Raw genomic sequence first — 15,622 nt, 5'->3', positions numbered from 1 at the left:
CAGCCCGCGCTGGGGGAAAGTTTCTGGGCACATATCGAGCGCCGACGCCATCCACGCTCTTGTCAAGCCGTAGTTCAGTCAATTGAATGCCTCTAGATCATTCACGCCGTCTGCCTCCGCTCGAGCTTAGCCGCACGATCGAGCACCTTGATCAACGGCTTCGGCGCCAGGAACGCTCGTGCCAGCCCTTGAGCGGTGAAGCCGTCTGCACCGACCAACCTGGCCTTCGCTCCGGCACTCAGCATTGCACTGGCGCCAGCCACCGCGTCGTCCACAGAGACCGGATGTGGGTTCGATCGATTCGGTCGCACGGGGAGAGAACGTCGTACGAGCAGTCGGAGCGGGGAGCTTCGGGGGTCGTGAGACCCATCTGGATTCGCTTTCAACCAATTCGCGCCTTGCGACTTTATCCGACCCTCAGCGCCCCCAGCGTTCTGGGCTCGGCGTGGCCACGCTTCGTGAAGCGTTCAACCTCTTTTGCCGTCAACGATTGATGAGGTTCGTGTACTCGGCCCCTGCACCGGAAAATCAGTGTGAGACTTGGCAGATCGTCGGATCAATTCAGATTGGCGCTTGATCAGTTCCTGCCTTGCCCTGCTACCCGACCAACGGTCAACGGAATCCCGAGCAATCGCAAAGAGTTCCAGCTAAGAACTCTGCGGGTGGACCCTCGACCGTCACCTCGTTCTCCTCCGCTCGAGCCGGAATTGGCTTCACCGAGACCGACTGATGACCCGCTGGCCCCGTTCCTCTATTTGTGATTCAACCGATGTGTTCGTTTGAAGAGCAAAACAGGCACTGCCGTCTTTTGGTACAACAAAGGGGCCATTTCCAGCTAGGCTAAACAATGGGTTTTGTGTCTCGTAATACTCTCGACTGTTGTACAGAACGATCCACCAATCGTCGGTCTCGATCCATCCCCTATCCCAACTAAGGTCTTCGTCAGCGCGCACTTCCGTCGCAAATTCGTCCTGAGCATCCTTCAGAGTTCGCATGCAAGATCACCGTGTCTTGAGTAGGAAGAGTTGATCGAAGTTCTCCAACTTGGCAAACGTTCCTGACTGTCCGTCGAGAAACGCAACGCCATTCCGATCATGCTGGCCGACTGGATCGGTACCCGCCCTGGTCCCAAAGACAACGCCACGAGCCCCCTCACCAGAGGAGTTCCACTTCCACTCGTGTAGCTGGGGCAGGCACGTCTTTCTGCGCTGTCGCACTGTCCGGCCTCGAGCAACCCACCGCACGCCAGAGCAAAGCGCAGCACACGGTCAGTGACGAGTCGGTGAACGGCGGCATCTAGCGATGACGCCACCGGCGTCGAGCCGTCTGGTAGGCCATTTCGGATGTGGTCCGGAGGGTCCCTCCTCTTACAGGAGATCGAGCGGCAGGAAGGGCGATTTCATCTCAACGAGGTGCATGTCGGTCGCTTTCGCGATCGCCGGCAGTTCCAGCGCCCAATACCCGACGAATCCCGCACCGTAGCTGTCGCCCGGGGCGACTGCTTCCAGCGACCCCATCCAATCCATCGGTTTCATCCGTGATGGCCAGTCTGCGAGATACGTCTCGATGGCATGGCTGGCTTCGACTGGCTGCTCGAGCGCCGTGAGCAGGGGCCGCGCGAACCTCGGCGTCGAATGCTTGTTCTGATCCCAGGAGTGCTGAAGTCCGGTCGCGGACGCAAGCGCCGAGAACAGCGGGTCCGCCCCCTGCCGAACCACCGTCTCGAGGACCGTCCGCGCATGAGTCGTCCGGCCACAGCCCATCGTGATGCCGAGAAGCCGCAGCACACTGATGTAGTACTCGTTTCCGTCGCCGAGGCTGGGCGACGGCTTCTGGTCGGAGGACGCTAGGTCGACCCACGTGCAGTACGCATCCGCCACCGATTCAGCGACATCTCCGATGACGTCCAGGCCGACGCCCGCGGAGTACTGCGCGGCCAGGTAGCGGAGGCCCATGTGCCACTCGCCACGAACGGCGCTCAAGCGCTTCGTGGGATCGGTTGCTCGCTGCGCGGCAGCCTTGCGTCCTTCCCAATTGGTCGAGGTCACCTCGATGGCGCTCTGCCAGTATCGCGCATCGAACTCGGCGGCCCGCTGCCGGAGTGCAGTCTTGCGCCGGAAAAGCGGCATCAGGGGATCACCTTTCCACCCGTATCGACCATGAATCGTGTTGAACCTCCATCATGTCCGACGACGACGACACTTCGGGGGAGCTTTCCCTCGTCGAGCAGCTTCTGGATCGCGTCGAAGTGGCGCTCGTCCACGGCTCGTTCCAAACGAGTCAGGGCATCCCGCCCCGCTGGAGAGTCGATCCACTGATCACTCAGCTGACGCCCGCTCAGTTTCGTGTTCTTCAACAGGCTGTTCGGAGCAGCATCATCGTGCTTCGAGAACTTCGCCTCGCCGATCTCGTACTCGCCGGTCTTCTTGTTGAAGTAGACACCGTCGAGCCCGTTGGCACTGGTGCTGCCCTTCGTGTCGATCCGGTCGAAGCCGGAGCGAGCGTAGAGGTCGTGCATCTGCTGCTCTCCGAAGGCAGCCTTCTCGTCCTTGGTCGCGGTCCGTGCCAGGGTCCGCCCGTTCGGGTTGACCCTGACGCCGAGGGGTAGTTCGACCCGACGCCCGAACGGAACGGCAGACTTGGCCTTCCCGATGACCGATCTTCCCGCGGCGAGGACCCGGCCGCCTGCGCGAGAGATCCCACCCATGCCTCTCGCGTACTTGCCCAAACTCGCCAACCGCCCCAGTGCGCCGGCTGCGGGGACGCAGTCGAGCAGGGAGAACGCGAGGTCCCACCCGTCGGCTTCGCCCTTGCTCATCTTGTACAACGTGTCCGCCAACACCACGAGCGCGATCGCCGCGATGATCAACGTCCACGGCCCAGGGATGATCATCGCGATGATCCCACCCACCGCCACGACGACCTTCGCCACCGACACGATGGTCTCCCACGCCTCGGACCCGAAGATCTTGTCCCACGTGGACTGCTTCCCGAGCCCCGCGTCAGCAGCTTCACCGATCTTCGTCGCGGTCCGCTGCTCCGCGTCCTGCCATTCACCCTTCGCATCCGCCACGAGCCGCTTCGCCGCATCGATCCGCGACTGCGCCGCCGAGATGTCCCCCTGCGCCGAGCTCACGGACCCCTGCGCGACGGAGGCGTTGTCGGACGCTGCCCGCAACTGCGCCGGCGAGGGCACGTCCACCCCGTCCGGCACGTCGGAACCGGCCGGGTACTCGTCCGCGACCTTCGACAGGTCCTTCGACGCCGCCTGGTAGTGCGACAGGTTCGACTGCGCGTCGGAGAGTCGGTCCTGCGCCGCGGCGAGGTCCCCGGTGGCGTCTTTCGCGTCCGCCAACGCACCATCGGCCCGGTACTGGGTGTCATCGACCGTGTCCGCCCACCCCGACAACGCCGTCGCGGCAGCCTCGTACGAATCGACGAGCTTGGTCAGGTCCGACGGGGTGTCCTCGATCGCGTCGACGAAGACGTCGGCGGCTTCACCTTCCCAGTCGGTCAGCCACCCGGACCCCTTGACGGAGTTCAGCCGGGTCGAGGCGTCATCGGCTGCGTCGGAGATGCGCTGGTACTCCCGCGACATCATCCGGAGCGTCGACGGATCACCCTTGACCGGGTCGTCACCCTGATCGACGACGTCCCACCCCGACGGTCGCCCCATCATTCCTCCCCAGGTCCGATCTCTCGCGCCGTTGTCCACAAGCACGCGAGTGTGACCATATCAGGGGGCAGCGACGGGGACGAGTGCCACCGACCGGGGTCGACCCGTCAGAGGGCCGCGCGGACCGACTCGAGATCCGGGAACCCGCGGAGCCGGTAGCGCGTCGGGCGGACCTCGAGTTCCTCGATCAACCCGGACGCCAGCTCCCGCAGCCGACCGAACGGCACGGGCTGCGTCTGCCCGTCGAGGGTCACGAGCACGATCGTGTCGACCGCGGCGACGACGGTCTCGACGTCCTCGGTCCACGACGAGTACGAGAAGGCCGGGTCGTCCTCGGCGAGCCGGGCGACCGAGACCGCACCGACGTGGACGTCCTCGCCCCGCCGGTCGAACGACTCCTGCAGGGCGTCCTGCTGCAGGTTCGCGGCGGTCGACGTCCAGAGCGCGCGGATCGTCCGGAGCTCGCCGTCGAGTGACGGGTGCTCGAACCGGACCCACCCGTCACCGCGCAGCACCATGGGCGGTCCACTCAGGACCTCGCCCTCGTCGTCGGCCAGGATCTGCTGGGCGACACCGGCCGCGACCTGGAGCCCGTCCTCGTCCTGGTCGCCGGTGACGATGAACGTCGTCGGCGCAACCGGGAAGACCACTGCGCTGCCGCGGAACTCGATCCCCTGGAACGCCTGCGGTGCGAGCACGAGCACCACGGCGAGGTCGGGGTCCTGGATGACGATCGTGCCGGGCTGGATCACCGCCACGTCGCCTCCGGCCTGCTCCTGCGCGGCGGCGACGGCTGCACACAGGACGTCGTCGTCCGCCCAGCCCATCTCGGCGAGCGCCGGCGCGGTGAGGATCGCGCCGTCCTCGTCCGCCAGGATCACGCCGAGGTCGGGCGCCACCGGCACGACGTGCGGCAGCCGGTCGGCCGTGCCGTCCGCCTCCGCGTGCAGCGTGCGGATGCCCGCGGTGTCCAGTCCGACGATCCGTGCCGTTGTCGCAGTCATGCGTCGAGCCTACGCAAGGGCTCGTACAACGGGGCGCCGCCGGAAGACCGGCGACGCCCCGAAGCGGCGGACGATCGTCCGGCCTAGAACCACTTCTCCGCACGGTGGTCCGCCTGGATGCGGCGGATCGTGTTCGAGCGCGAGCGGAGCACGAGCGAGTCGGTGTGGATGACGCCGCGCGAACGACGGACACCGTCGACCAGGACGCCGTCGGTGACGCCGGTGGCGACGAAGAACGTGTTGTCACCCGTGACCAGGTCGTCCTGGTCGAGGACCTTGTCCAGGTCGTGGCCGGCGGCGATGGCGCGCTCGCGCTCCTCGTCGTCCTTCGGCTGGAGCTTGCCGAGGATCACGCCGCCGAGCGCCTTGATCGCGCACGCCGTGATGATGCCCTCGGGGGTGCCGCCGACACCGACGCACATGTCGATGGTCGAGCCGGGCAGGGCGGCGGCGATGCCACCGGCGACGTCACCGTCGAGCAGCAGTCGCGTGCCGGCACCGGTCGCGCGGATGGCGCGGATCAGCTCGTCGTGGCGCGGGCGGTCGAGCACGGCGACGACCATGTCCTCGAGGTCCTTGCCCTTGGCCTTCGCCAGCGCGCGGATGTTGTCACCGATCGGCTTCTCGAGGTCCAGGACACCGCGGCCCTCGGGGCCGGCGGCGATCTTGTCCATGTAGAAGACGGCGGAGGGGTCGTACATCGAGCCACGGTCCGAGACGGCCATGACGGAGATGGCGTTCTGGCGGCCGGCGGCGGTGAGCGAGGTGCCGTCGATGGGGTCGACCGCGATGTCGCATGCCGGGCCGTGACCGTTGCCGACGTGCTCGCCGTTGTAGAGCATCGGGGCGTTGTCCTTCTCGCCCTCGCCGATGACGACGACACCGTCGAAGTTCACCGTGCCGAGGAACTTGCGCATCGCGTCGACCGCGGCGCCGTCGGCGAGGTTCTTCTCACCACGCCCGACCCACGGCTGCGCACGGATCGCGGCGGCCTCCGTCGCACGCACGAGCTCGAGCGCGAGGTTGCGGTCGGGCTGGAGGAACAGGGAGCCGGTCTCAGTCGTGGGAGTCACGACCCGAGCCTACCGACCGGCGGCCGACCGACGGTCCGGACACCGGGCCCGTGCACGCATGTGCACGCCGGACGTGAGCCGACCGCGTAACCCGGACCGCGCCTCCAGAGCTTCTGACTACGATCGGCGGGGACATCACCGAAGTCGAAGGAGATCCACGTGCCCATCGCAACGCCGGAACAGTACGCCGAGATGATCGAACGCGCGAAGGCGGGCAAGTTCGCGTACCCCGCGGTCAACGTGTCCTCGTCGCAGACCATCAACGCGGTCCTCCAGGGCCTGCAGGAGTCCGGCTCGGACGGCATCCTCCAGGTCACGACGGGCGGTGCCGACTACTTCGCCGGCCACACCATCAAGAACCGCGCAGCTGGTGCCCTCGCGATGGCGAAGTTCGCCCACGAGGTCGCCAAGAACTACGACATCACGGTCGCGCTGCACACCGACCACTGCCCGAAGGACGCCCTCGACGGCTTCGTCCTGCCGCTCATCGCGGCGAGCGAGGAAGAGGTCCGGCAGGGTCGCAACCCGATCTTCCAGTCGCACATGTGGGACGGTTCGGCCGTGCCGCTCGACGAGAACATCGAGATCGCGAAGACCATGATCGAGAAGACGCGGAACATCAACGCGATCCTCGAGGTCGAGATCGGCGTCGTCGGCGGCGAAGAGGACGGCGTCGAGCACGAGGGCACGAACGACGCGCTCTACACGACCCCGAACGACGTCGAGAAGGTCGTCGACGCGCTCGGCCTCGGCGACAAGGGCCGCTGGATCGCGGCGCTCACCTTCGGCAACGTGCACGGCGTCTACAAGCCGGGCAACGTCAAGCTCCGCCCCGAGCTGCTCGGCGAGATCCAGGCCTCGGTCGCGGCGAAGCACGGCACCGGCGAGAACCCCCTCGACCTCGTCTTCCACGGCGGCTCCGGCTCGACCGACGACGAGATCCACGAGGCCGTCCGCAACGGCGTCATCAAGATGAACATCGACACGGACACGCAGTACGCGTTCACCCGCTCGATCGCCGACTCGATGTTCCGGAACTACGAGGGCGTCCTGAAGATCGACGGCGAGGTCGGCAACAAGAAGCAGTACGACCCCCGCGCCTGGGGCAAGGTCGCCGAGTCCGCCATGGCGGCTCGCGTGGGCGAGGCCGCGAAGGTGCTCGGCTCCGCCGGTCACACCAAGGGCTGACACCGGGAGCAACTGCCGGGAGGAACGGGGCGCGTCCGACGGACGCGCCCCGTTCTGCGTCCGGTCACCTCCACCGCCGTGCCACGATGGGCGGGTGACCGTCGACGCCATCGCCTCCGAGTTCGCCCAGTTCGTCACCGAGTCGCCCACCGCGTTCCACGCGGCAGCGGCCTCCCGTGACCGCCTCGTCGCAGCCGGGTTCACCGAGCTGTCCGAGCTCGACGCCTGGCCGACCGAACCCGGCGCGTACGTGGTGGTCCGCGACGGCGCGGTGATCGCGTGGCGACTGCCGGAGGGTGCGTCGGCGACGACCCCGTTCCGGATCCTCGGCGCCCACACCGACTCCCCCGGCTTCCGCGTGAAGCCGAACCCCGGCGTCCGCACCGGGGGCTGGGAGCAGCTCAACGTGGAGGTCTACGGCGGCGCGCTCCTGTCCACCTGGTTCGACCGTGACCTCCGCATCGCCGGCCGGGTCGTCGACGCCGACGGCAGCGTCCGACTCGTCAGCACCGACGCCGTCGCCCGCATCCCGAACCTCGCCATCCACCTCGACCGCGGGGTGAACGACGGCAAGGAGATCGATCGCCAGCGCCACACGCTGCCGATCGTCGGGGTCGACGGCGACGCCGGTGGGACCTCGGTCGTGGAGTGGCTGCGCGCCCGCCTCGGTGACGATGCCGTGTCGTGGGACCTCTTCCTCGCCGACACCCAGACCCCCGCCCGCATCGGCATCGAGCGCGAGTTCCTGGCCTCGGGCCGGATGGACAACCTGACGAGCGTGCACGCCGGACTCCGCGGCATCGTGGACGCCCCGGTCGACGGCGACCACATCCCCGTGTTCGCCGCGTTCGACCACGAGGAGATCGGTTCCTCGACCCCGTCCGGGGCCGGTGGTCCGTTCCTCGAGGACGTCCTCGGCCGCGTGCAGGAGGGCCTCGGTGCCACCCGCTCCGAAGCCGCCCGGGCGTTCCGCGCCTCGTGGTTGCTGTCGAGCGACGCCGGCCACCTGGTGCACCCGAACCAGCCGGAGAAGCACGACCCGACGAACCGTCCACGCCCCGGTGCCGGCCCGCTGCTGAAGATCAGCGCGAACCAGCGCTACATGACCGAGGCGAAGGGCGAGGCCGTCTGGGCCGCCGCGTGCGACACGGCCGGGGTGCCGTGGCAGCCGTTCGTCAACGTGAACACGATCCCCGGCGGCTCGACCATCGGTCCGATCGCGGCGACCCGGCTCGGGATCCCGACGATCGACATCGGCGTCGGGCTGCTGTCGATGCACTCGATCCGCGAGCTCGTGCACGTCGAGGACCTGGCGTCACTGCACGGCGCCGTCGCGGCGTTCCTGGCTGGCTGAGCCCTGGCTGGCTGAACCCGGCTGGCTGCGGTCAGGCGCCGGTCTGGCGCATCATGAACTCGACGAACTGCGGGTCCTGGAACACCACGACGACGAACGCGATGGTGCTCACGAACGTGGCGACGACCGCGCCGACGATCGGTACCCAGAACGTGCGCTTCCGTGCCCGGAGCCGGCGGATCGACCACCACGCCACGAGCGCGAACACCACGACGTTCGTGATCGCGCCGATGACGGCGGCACCGCTCAGCGCGCTCGGGTCGTTCAGCGCCGTGTACTGCGTCTCGAGGGTCCGCCGGACCGTCGAAGCGACGTTGGTCACGGCGAGCGACTGCACGACGGAGATGAGCCCGAAGGCGAGCAGACCGACCGTCAGGACGAAGTCGGCGGGGGTACGGCCGAACCGACTCGTCGCCACCGAACGCTGCGGCCCGCCCGGGGTCGGGTCGTCGACTGCGCCGGGTCGGCCCGGAGGCACGGTGCCGGTCGGCGCGCCGGCACCGGACCGGTACGCGGTCGCGCCGTCCCGCCCGGCCTGGCTCGCTGCCTGCTGGCGGCGGTCGCGCTCCTGCTGCTCGCGCTCCTGTCGTTCCCGTTCGACCAGGACCGGGTTGACCCACCCCTCGGGCGCGTACTCGCCGTAGGCGGGGGCGGGTCGGCCGTGGACCCGGCCGCTCGCGGCACCGTCGGCCGTCGTCGGGGACGTGTCCCGGGCCTCCTGGCCGGCTGCCGCCGTGTCGTCGACGTGACCCGGCTCGCGTCGCGGCACCGAGCCCCACCCGTCCGCGCCGCTCATGCCCGACGCCCGCCGAGCGCGCGCGTCGGGTTGCCCGACGCGTCGGTGCGGAGCTCCTTGGGGAGCGAGAACATCAGGTCTTCGTGTGCGGTCACGACTTCTTCCACGGCGCCGTACCCGGCGTCGGCGAGCTGTTCGAGGACTTCGGCGACGAGCTCTTCGGGGACCGAGGCGCCGCTCGTGACGCCGACGGTGGCGACGCCGTCCAGCCACTCCTGGCGGATCTCCTCCGCGTAGTCGACGCGGTGCGCGGCCTTCGCGCCGTGCTCCAACGCGACCTCGACCAGGCGGACGCTGTTCGACGAGTTGGCGGAGCCGACCACGATCACCAGGTCGGTGCCCGGTGCGACCTTCTTGATCGCGACCTGGCGGTTCTGGGTGGCGTAGCAGATGTCGTCCGACGGCGGGTTCGCGATCGTGGGGTACTTCTCGCGCAGCAGGCGGACGGTCTCCATCGTCTCGTCGACGCTCAACGTGGTCTGCGACAGCCAGACCAGGTTGTCGGGGTCGGGGACGTCGAGCGCGGCGACGTCGTCCGGTCCGTTGACCAGGATCGTGCGGTCGGGGGCGTGGCCCATGGTGCCCTCGACCTCTTCGTGGCCGGTGTGCCCGATGAGGATGATGGTGCGCTCGGCCTTGGCGAAGCGGGTGGCCTCGCGGTGGACCTTGGTGACCAGGGGGCAGGTGGCGTCGATGGCGTGCAGGTCGCGTTCGGCAGCCCCCGCCACGACGGCCGGTGAGACGCCGTGGGCGCTGAAGACGACGTGTGACCCACGCGGGACCTCGGCGACGTCGTCGACGAAGACCGCGCCGCGCTGCTCGAGGGTCGACACGACGTGGACGTTGTGGACGATCTGCTTGCGGACGTAGACGGGCTCGCCGTACTGCTCGAGCGCCTTCTCGACCGCCACGACCGCCCGGTCGACCCCGGCGCAGTAGCCGCGCGGGGCTGCGAGCAGCACCTTCTTCGGACCGGCGACCGGCTCGTCCCGCAGGCGCCCACGCGCCGCGTGCACACGCGGCGGGGCGAGCGGGACCGTGTGGCCGTTGGTGATCGTCACGTCCCCGATGATAGGTGAGCGGGACGCGCGCGACCTGGGCGCGGGCACCATCCGTGGAGATCCCGCCGCTCGCCCGCTGTCACCGGTGTCGGGCACGATGGACGTCCCGCACGAGAAGGAGCGACATGGCGATCGAACAAGGCCCGCCGACGGCCGACAACCCGTGGCCGGTCGCACTCCTGGGCGCGAAGCTCCGCGACTGGATCGACCGGCTCGGTACCGCGTGGATCGAGGGCGAGATCACGCAGTGGAACGTCGCCGGCGGCAACGTGTACGGCAAGCTCAAGGACGTCGAGGTCGACGCCACGGTGTCGTTCTCGATCTGGTCGAGCGTGCGCTCCCGGGTGCCGGCGGACATCAAGCAGGGCGACCGGGTCGTCGCGGCCGTCAAGCCGAACTACTGGGTCAAGGGCGGCTCGCTGACCATGCAGGTCGTCGAGATGAAGCACGTCGGCCTCGGTGACCTGCTCGAACGACTCGAACGCCTGCGCCGCACCCTGGGCGAAGAGGGCCTGTTCGACCCCGCACGCAAGAAGCGCCTGCCGTTCCTGCCGCACCGCATCGGCCTGATCACGGGCAAGGACTCCGACGCCGAGAAGGACGTCAAGCGCAACGCGCAGCTCCGGTGGCCGCAGGTCGAGTTCCGCACCGTCCACACCGCGGTGCAGGGTGAGCGCACCGTCGGCGAGGTCACGGCGGCGATCCTCGAGCTCGACGCCGACCCGACGGTGGACGTCATCATCATCGCCCGCGGCGGCGGCGACTTCCAGAACCTGCTCGGCTTCAGCGACGAAGGGCTCGTCCGCGCAGCCGCAGCGGCGAGCACCCCGATCGTGTCGGCCATCGGGCACGAGGCCGACCGTCCGATTCTCGACGAGGTCGCGGACCTCCGTGCCTCCACCCCGACCGACGCCGCCAAGCGCGTCGTGCCGGACGTCGCGGAAGAGCTCGCGAACGTCCGGCAGGCCCGCGCCCGCATCGGCCTGCGGTTGTCGCAGACGCTCGCGGTCGAGGCCGACCGGATCGCGGCACTCCGCTCGCGGCCCGCGCTCGCGTCCACCGCGTGGCTCGTCGACACCCGTGCGGAGGAAGTCGCGCGCGACCTCTCCCGGTCGCGGGAGCTGCTCGACCGCCGGCTCGAGCGGGGACACTCCGAGGTCGGGCACCTGACCGCCAGGCTCCGGGCGCTCTCGCCGCGGGACACCCTGCGTCGTGGCTACGCGATCGTGCAGCGGGCCGACGGCGGCGTGGTGCGGTCGTCCGACGACCTGTCCGGGCAGACGCCGGTGCACGTCACGCTCGGCGCGGGGACGGCGACCGGGACGCTCGAGCCGGACGGGCCGGGTCCGGACGGCTCGGGGTCGGGGTCGGGGTCGGCCGCCTGACGCGTCGGGGTCACCACCCGCGGTCGCGCAGCCAGGTCGTCGCCAGCGTGCTCCACACCTCGGCCGGCCCGAGCCCTTCGGCCAGCCCGATGCCGTGCACCCCGCGCTCGAACACGTGCAGGTCGAACGGCACCCCGTGTCGCGCCAGCGCGTGTGCGTAGGACAGCGAGTGCGTCACCGGCACGTGCTCGTCCTCGGCCGTGTGCCACAGGAACGTCGGCGGGGTCCGGTCGTCGACGAGCAGGTCCGCGTCCACCGCCGACCGCTCGCGGACGCTCGCGCCCGGTCCGAGCAGGTTGTCGGTGCTGCCGACGTGCGGGTGGTCCGTCATCGACGTCACCGGGTAGCAGAGCACCGTCAGGTCGGGTCGGTCGTCGACGTCCGACACGGCGCGCTCCGCCGGCGTCGGTGCGTTCGAGACGAGGGCCGCCAGGTGCCCGCCCGCCGACGACCCGATCACGACGATCCGCGGATCGGACGGGAGGCCCGCCCAGCGTCCGGCACGCAGGTCGCGGACGAGCGCGCGGGTCGCCACCACGGCGTCCGGGTGGCGGTGCGGGGCGAGCGGGTACGCGAACACGACCGCGTCGATGCCGATCCCGTTGAGCCAGCGGGCGTACCCCTCCCCCTCGTGCGGAGCGTGCATGCCGTACCCGCCGCCGGGCAGGACGACCGCGAGCGCGGGGCGGCCCGCCCGTCCGCCGCGCTCCGCTCCGGATCCTGCTTCCGGTGCCGGGTACCAGTCCACGCCCTCGGGGAGATCAACCATGGCGCGACCCTACCGGCCGGTGTTCTCCCCAGGCGCAGCGGGCGGGACCGTGCGTCGGTGGACGCTCGGTAGGATCGGGTCGTGCCATCCCAGCAGGAACCCGAGCAGACCGACGTCCAGTCGCTTAGCTACGAAGCCGCCCGCGACGAACTCGTGCGCGTCGTGAGCGAGCTCGAACAGGGCTCCGCGACCCTCGAGCGCTCGCTGTCGCTCTGGGAGCGCGGCGAGGCCCTCGCCGCGCGCTGCGAAGAGTGGCTCGTGGGCGCCCGTGCACGGCTCGACGCGGCGCGCGCGGCCAGCAGCGCCGAGGACGGCTCCGCCCGATGACCGATGCGAACGGTCGTCCGATCGTCGCCGAGCTCGGTCGCCCCGAGACGGCGGAGGAGACCTGGGCGCGCAAGGACGCCGCACGGACCGCTCGCCGCCAGCACCAGACCGCCTTCAACCTCGTGATCGCGCTCATCGCGTCGCTCGGCATCGTCCTGTTCCTCGTCGCCGTGGTCGTGCGGCCGAACACCACGGTCGACCGCACCGTCGACTACCAGCAGATCGCGGCCGACGCCCACGTCGGGGACATCACCCTGGCCGCCCCCGACCTGCCGAGCGGCTTCACGTCGAACCGCGCCGACTTCTCCGACAAGGCCTCGGACGACGTTGACGTCTGGACCGTCGGGTTCGTGACGCCGGACAAGCAGTACCTCAGCCTGCAGCAGGGCATCGACGCCAACGGCTCGTGGGTGTCGAACCAGCTCGACCAGCGCCCGTCCACCGGCACCCGCGTGATCGACGGCACGAAGTGGACCGTCTACGACCGACGGGACGAAGGCTCCGACGCCGGCAACCACGCGTACTCGCTCGTGTCGACGTTCGGCGCGAACACCGTCGTGCTCTCCGGCACCGCCGACGACTCGTCGTACCGCACCGTGGCGAAGGCCGTCGCCGAGCAGTTCGCCCGGTAACGACCGCCGGACGCCGCACCGCCGGACACCCCCGCAACCCGACACCGCCCGACCCGATCCGAGGAGCCCCATGCCCGACCGCGCCGCCTCCACCCCGTCCGACGCCCTGCGCCTGCTCGTCGACGGCAACGCCCGCTTCGCCGCCGACAAGCGCCGCATGGGCCGCACGGACCCCGACCGTCGCACCGAGCTCCAGGGCTCGCAGTCGCCGTTCGCGACCGTCCTCGGCTGCTCCGACTCGCGCGTGCCGTTCGAGCACGTGTTCGACGCGGGCATCGGCGACCTCTTCGCCATCCGCAACGCCGGGCAGATCGTCGACGACGTCGTGCTCGGGTCGATCGAGTTCGCGGTCGTCGCGCTCGGCACCCCGCTCGTCGTCGTCCTGCGCCACACCCGGTGCGGTGCCGTCGCCGCCGCCCGCTCGGGTGAGCCCGTCCCCGCGCCGCACCTGCAGGCCCTGGTGGACGCGATCGCCCCGAGCGTCGAGAAGGTCCGCGCCACCGACGCCGAGCTCCCGCAGGAGGCGATCGGCGCCGCCCACCTCGAAGCCACGCTGCGCCAGGTGCTCGAGCGCTCCGGTGCGGTCTCCGACGCGATCGCCGAGGGCCGGCTGGCCGTGGTCGGCGCGACTTACGACCTCGGCACGGGCGAGGTCACCATCGACACGGTCGTCGGCAACGCCTGACGCCCCCTCGGCGCCGCACCCGCACGTCCCCACACCCGACGCACCGGTACAGTCGAACGCGACGCCCGGCGCCGGTTCCGTGACCCACGGAGACCTCGTGCGCCGGCGCAGTCCCCCGACGCGACCGCGTCCGGCGAGCACCCCAGGAAGGACCACGACGACGTGACCGACACCACCGAGACCGAGTTCCGCATCGAGCACGACACCATGGGCGAGGTGCGGGTGCCGAAGTCGGCCCTGTACCGCGCCCAGACCCAGCGTGCGGTCGAGAACTTCCCCATCTCGGGCACCGGGCTCGAGTCGGCGCAGATCATCGCGCTCGCACGCATCAAGCGCGCGGCGGCGCTCGTCAACGGCGAACTCGGCATCGTCGAGCCCGCCGTCGCTGACGCCATCGCCGGCGCGGCGGACCTGGTCATCGGTGGGCAGCACCACGACCAGTTCCCCGTCGACGTCTACCAGACCGGCAGCGGCACGTCGTCGAACATGAACATGAACGAGGTCCTGGCAACCCTGGCGTCGGAGATCGGCGGCACCGCGGTGCACCCGAACGACCACGTCAACGCCTCGCAGTCCTCGAACGACGTGTTCCCGACCTCGGTGCACGTCGCCGTGACCGAGGCCCTGCTCCGCACGCTCGTGCCGTCGCTCGAGCACCTCGCCGAATCGCTCGAGGCCAAGGCGACGCTGTGGGCCGACGCCGTGAAGTCGGGCCGCACGCACCTGATGGACGCCACCCCGGTCACCCTCGGGCAGGAGTTCGGCGGCTACGCGCGCCAGATCCGCCTGGGCATCGAGCGGGTGACCGCGACGCTGCCCCGCGTCGCCGAGGTCCCGCTCGGCGGCACCGCCGTCGGCACCGGCATCAACACCCCGAAGGGCTTCCCGCAGCGGGTCATCGCCCAGCTCGCGGCGGACACCGACCTGCCGATCACCGAGGCCGTCGACCACTTCGAGGCCCAGGGTGCGCGCGATGCCCTGGTCGAGGCCTCCGGGGCGCTCAAGGTGCTCGCGGTCAGCCTGACGAAGATCAACAACGACCTGCGCTGGATGGGCTCCGGTCCGAACACCGGGCTCGGCGAACTGCACATCCCCGACCTGCAGCCGGGCTCGTCGATCATGCCCGGCAAGGTCAACCCGGTCATCCCCGAGGCGACCCTGATGGTCGGCGCGCGGGTCATCGGCAACGACGCCACCATCGCCTGGGCGGGTGCGTCCGGTTCGTTCGAGCTCAACGTCGCGATCCCCGTGATGGGTACGGCCCTGCTCGAGTCGATCCGACTGCTGGCGAACAGCTCGCGGGTGCTGGCCGACAAGACCATCGACGGCCTGCAGGCGAACCTCGAGCGCGCCCGGGCCTTCGCTGAGTCCTCGCCGTCCATCGTCACCCCGCTCAACCGGGTCATCGGCTACGAGGCCGCCGCGAAGGTGGCGAAGTACGCCGTCGCCGAGGGCATCACCGTCCGGCAGGCGGTCGTGGCGCTCGGCCACGTCGAGCGTGGCGAGGTCACCGAGGAGCAGCTCGACGCGGCACTGGACGTCCTGTCCATGACCCACCCGAACTGACCCCTCCGCCTCAGCGCTGACGCCTCAGCGCTGACGCCTCCGAGCTGACCCCTCCGCCGAAGCGACAGATCTCCGCGAACCGCTCGCGGAGATCTGTCGCTTTCAC

15 protein-coding genes are annotated in these 15,622 nt (G+C 69.7%); 7 read left to right on the top strand and 8 right to left on the bottom strand.

Annotated features, from left to right (window positions below):
* Positions 1 to 713: 713 nt before the first annotated feature.
* The 5 genes from EDF63_RS19130 to glpX all read right to left on the bottom strand — a co-directional run bounded on the left by EDF63_RS19130 (position 714) and on the right by glpX (position 5,753).
* Positions 714 to 995, bottom strand: coding sequence for a YrhB domain-containing protein (locus tag EDF63_RS19130; protein WP_123313288.1), 282 nt, complete (start codon positions 993 to 995; stop codon positions 714 to 716).
* Between the two features lie 372 nt (positions 996 to 1,367).
* Positions 1,368 to 2,129 carry a PoNe immunity protein domain-containing protein gene (locus tag EDF63_RS12005; RefSeq protein WP_123294158.1) on the bottom strand — a complete coding sequence of 254 codons (762 nt, stop codon included), beginning with the start codon at positions 2,127 to 2,129 and terminating at the stop codon, positions 1,368 to 1,370.
* On the bottom strand, positions 2,129 to 3,676 hold the full coding sequence (locus EDF63_RS12000) for a putative T7SS-secreted protein (RefSeq protein WP_148061773.1): 1,548 nt from the start codon (positions 3,674 to 3,676) through the stop codon (positions 2,129 to 2,131). The genes EDF63_RS12005 and EDF63_RS12000 overlap by 1 nt, the downstream gene beginning before the upstream one ends.
* Positions 3,677 to 3,783: 107 nt before the next feature.
* Entirely contained in the window at positions 3,784 to 4,680 is an 897-nt protein-coding gene (locus tag EDF63_RS11995) for a hypothetical protein (protein WP_123313286.1), read from the bottom strand.
* Positions 4,681 to 4,763: 83 nt separating this feature from the next.
* Positions 4,764 to 5,753, bottom strand: a complete 990-nt coding sequence (gene glpX / locus EDF63_RS11990; RefSeq protein ID WP_017886722.1) for a class II fructose-bisphosphatase — start codon at positions 5,751 to 5,753, stop codon at positions 4,764 to 4,766.
* Between the two features lie 159 nt (positions 5,754 to 5,912).
* Between glpX and fbaA the strand changes: the two genes are divergently transcribed.
* Both fbaA and EDF63_RS11980 read left to right on the top strand, forming a co-directional pair.
* Positions 5,913 to 6,941 carry a class II fructose-bisphosphate aldolase gene (fbaA, locus tag EDF63_RS11985; RefSeq protein ID WP_123313285.1) on the top strand — a complete coding sequence of 343 codons (1,029 nt, stop codon included), beginning with the start codon at positions 5,913 to 5,915 and terminating at the stop codon, positions 6,939 to 6,941.
* A gap of 94 nt (positions 6,942 to 7,035) precedes the next feature.
* Entirely contained in the window at positions 7,036 to 8,295 is a 1,260-nt protein-coding gene (locus EDF63_RS11980; RefSeq protein ID WP_123313284.1) for a M18 family aminopeptidase, read from the top strand.
* A gap of 31 nt (positions 8,296 to 8,326) precedes the next feature.
* Here the strand turns inward: EDF63_RS11980 and EDF63_RS11975 are convergent, their stop codons facing one another.
* Entirely contained in the window at positions 8,327 to 9,091 is a 765-nt protein-coding gene (locus EDF63_RS11975; RefSeq protein WP_123313283.1) for a DUF6264 family protein, read from the bottom strand.
* Positions 9,088 to 10,152, bottom strand: a complete 1,065-nt coding sequence (locus EDF63_RS11970) for a 4-hydroxy-3-methylbut-2-enyl diphosphate reductase (protein ID WP_260233085.1) — start codon at positions 10,150 to 10,152, stop codon at positions 9,088 to 9,090. Before EDF63_RS11970 ends, EDF63_RS11975 begins: the two co-directional genes overlap by 4 nt.
* 125 nt (positions 10,153 to 10,277) lie before the next feature.
* Between EDF63_RS11970 and xseA the strand changes: the two genes are divergently transcribed.
* On the top strand, positions 10,278 to 11,537 hold the full coding sequence (xseA, locus tag EDF63_RS11965) for an exodeoxyribonuclease VII large subunit (protein ID WP_123313282.1): 1,260 nt from the start codon (positions 10,278 to 10,280) through the stop codon (positions 11,535 to 11,537).
* Between the two features lie 10 nt (positions 11,538 to 11,547).
* On the opposite strand, the gene EDF63_RS11960 is transcribed toward xseA, so the two are convergent.
* Positions 11,548 to 12,306: an alpha/beta hydrolase gene (locus tag EDF63_RS11960; RefSeq protein WP_123313281.1), complete on the bottom strand. Its 759-nt coding sequence runs from the start codon at positions 12,304 to 12,306 to the stop codon at positions 11,548 to 11,550.
* 81 nt (positions 12,307 to 12,387) lie between these two features.
* Between EDF63_RS11960 and EDF63_RS11955 the strand changes: the two genes are divergently transcribed.
* The 4 genes from EDF63_RS11955 to EDF63_RS11940 all read left to right on the top strand — a co-directional run bounded on the left by EDF63_RS11955 (position 12,388) and on the right by EDF63_RS11940 (position 15,516).
* Complete coding sequence (locus EDF63_RS11955; protein WP_111084805.1) at positions 12,388 to 12,633, top strand: exodeoxyribonuclease VII small subunit; 246 nt, start codon at positions 12,388 to 12,390, stop codon at positions 12,631 to 12,633.
* On the top strand, positions 12,630 to 13,265 hold the full coding sequence (locus tag EDF63_RS11950) for a DUF4245 domain-containing protein (protein WP_123313280.1): 636 nt from the start codon (positions 12,630 to 12,632) through the stop codon (positions 13,263 to 13,265). Before EDF63_RS11955 ends, EDF63_RS11950 begins: the two co-directional genes overlap by 4 nt.
* A gap of 70 nt (positions 13,266 to 13,335) precedes the next feature.
* Positions 13,336 to 13,950 carry a carbonic anhydrase gene (locus EDF63_RS11945; RefSeq protein ID WP_123313279.1) on the top strand — a complete coding sequence of 205 codons (615 nt, stop codon included), beginning with the start codon at positions 13,336 to 13,338 and terminating at the stop codon, positions 13,948 to 13,950.
* A gap of 162 nt (positions 13,951 to 14,112) precedes the next feature.
* Complete coding sequence (locus tag EDF63_RS11940; protein WP_123313278.1) at positions 14,113 to 15,516, top strand: aspartate ammonia-lyase; 1,404 nt, start codon at positions 14,113 to 14,115, stop codon at positions 15,514 to 15,516.
* Positions 15,517 to 15,622 lie beyond the last annotated feature (106 nt).

Source organism: Curtobacterium sp. JUb34, assembly GCF_003755065.1.
Classification (GTDB): domain Bacteria; phylum Actinomycetota; class Actinomycetes; order Actinomycetales; family Microbacteriaceae; genus Curtobacterium.
This window is presented reverse-complemented; position numbering and strand designations above follow the sequence as displayed.

Excerpts from the sequence above, each read along its gene's own strand:
- EDF63_RS11995 (WP_123313286.1), bottom strand. The coding sequence starts at position 4,680 with ATGACTGCGACAACGGCACGGATCGTCGGACTGGACACCGCGGGCATC.
- EDF63_RS12000 (WP_148061773.1), bottom strand. The coding sequence starts at position 3,676 with ATGGGGCGACCGTCGGGGTGGGACGTCGTCGATCAGGGTGACGACCCG.
- EDF63_RS11950 (WP_123313280.1), top strand. The coding sequence starts at position 12,630 with ATGACCGATGCGAACGGTCGTCCGATCGTCGCCGAGCTCGGTCGCCCC.
- EDF63_RS11945 (WP_123313279.1), top strand. The coding sequence starts at position 13,336 with ATGCCCGACCGCGCCGCCTCCACCCCGTCCGACGCCCTGCGCCTGCTC.
- EDF63_RS12005 (WP_123294158.1), bottom strand. The coding sequence starts at position 2,129 with ATGCCGCTTTTCCGGCGCAAGACTGCACTCCGGCAGCGGGCCGCCGAG.
- xseA (WP_123313282.1), top strand. The coding sequence starts at position 10,278 with ATGGCGATCGAACAAGGCCCGCCGACGGCCGACAACCCGTGGCCGGTC.
- EDF63_RS11975 (WP_123313283.1), bottom strand. The coding sequence starts at position 9,091 with ATGAGCGGCGCGGACGGGTGGGGCTCGGTGCCGCGACGCGAGCCGGGT.
- EDF63_RS11960 (WP_123313281.1), bottom strand. The coding sequence starts at position 12,306 with ATGGTTGATCTCCCCGAGGGCGTGGACTGGTACCCGGCACCGGAAGCA.
- EDF63_RS19130 (WP_123313288.1), bottom strand. The coding sequence starts at position 995 with ATGCGAACTCTGAAGGATGCTCAGGACGAATTTGCGACGGAAGTGCGC.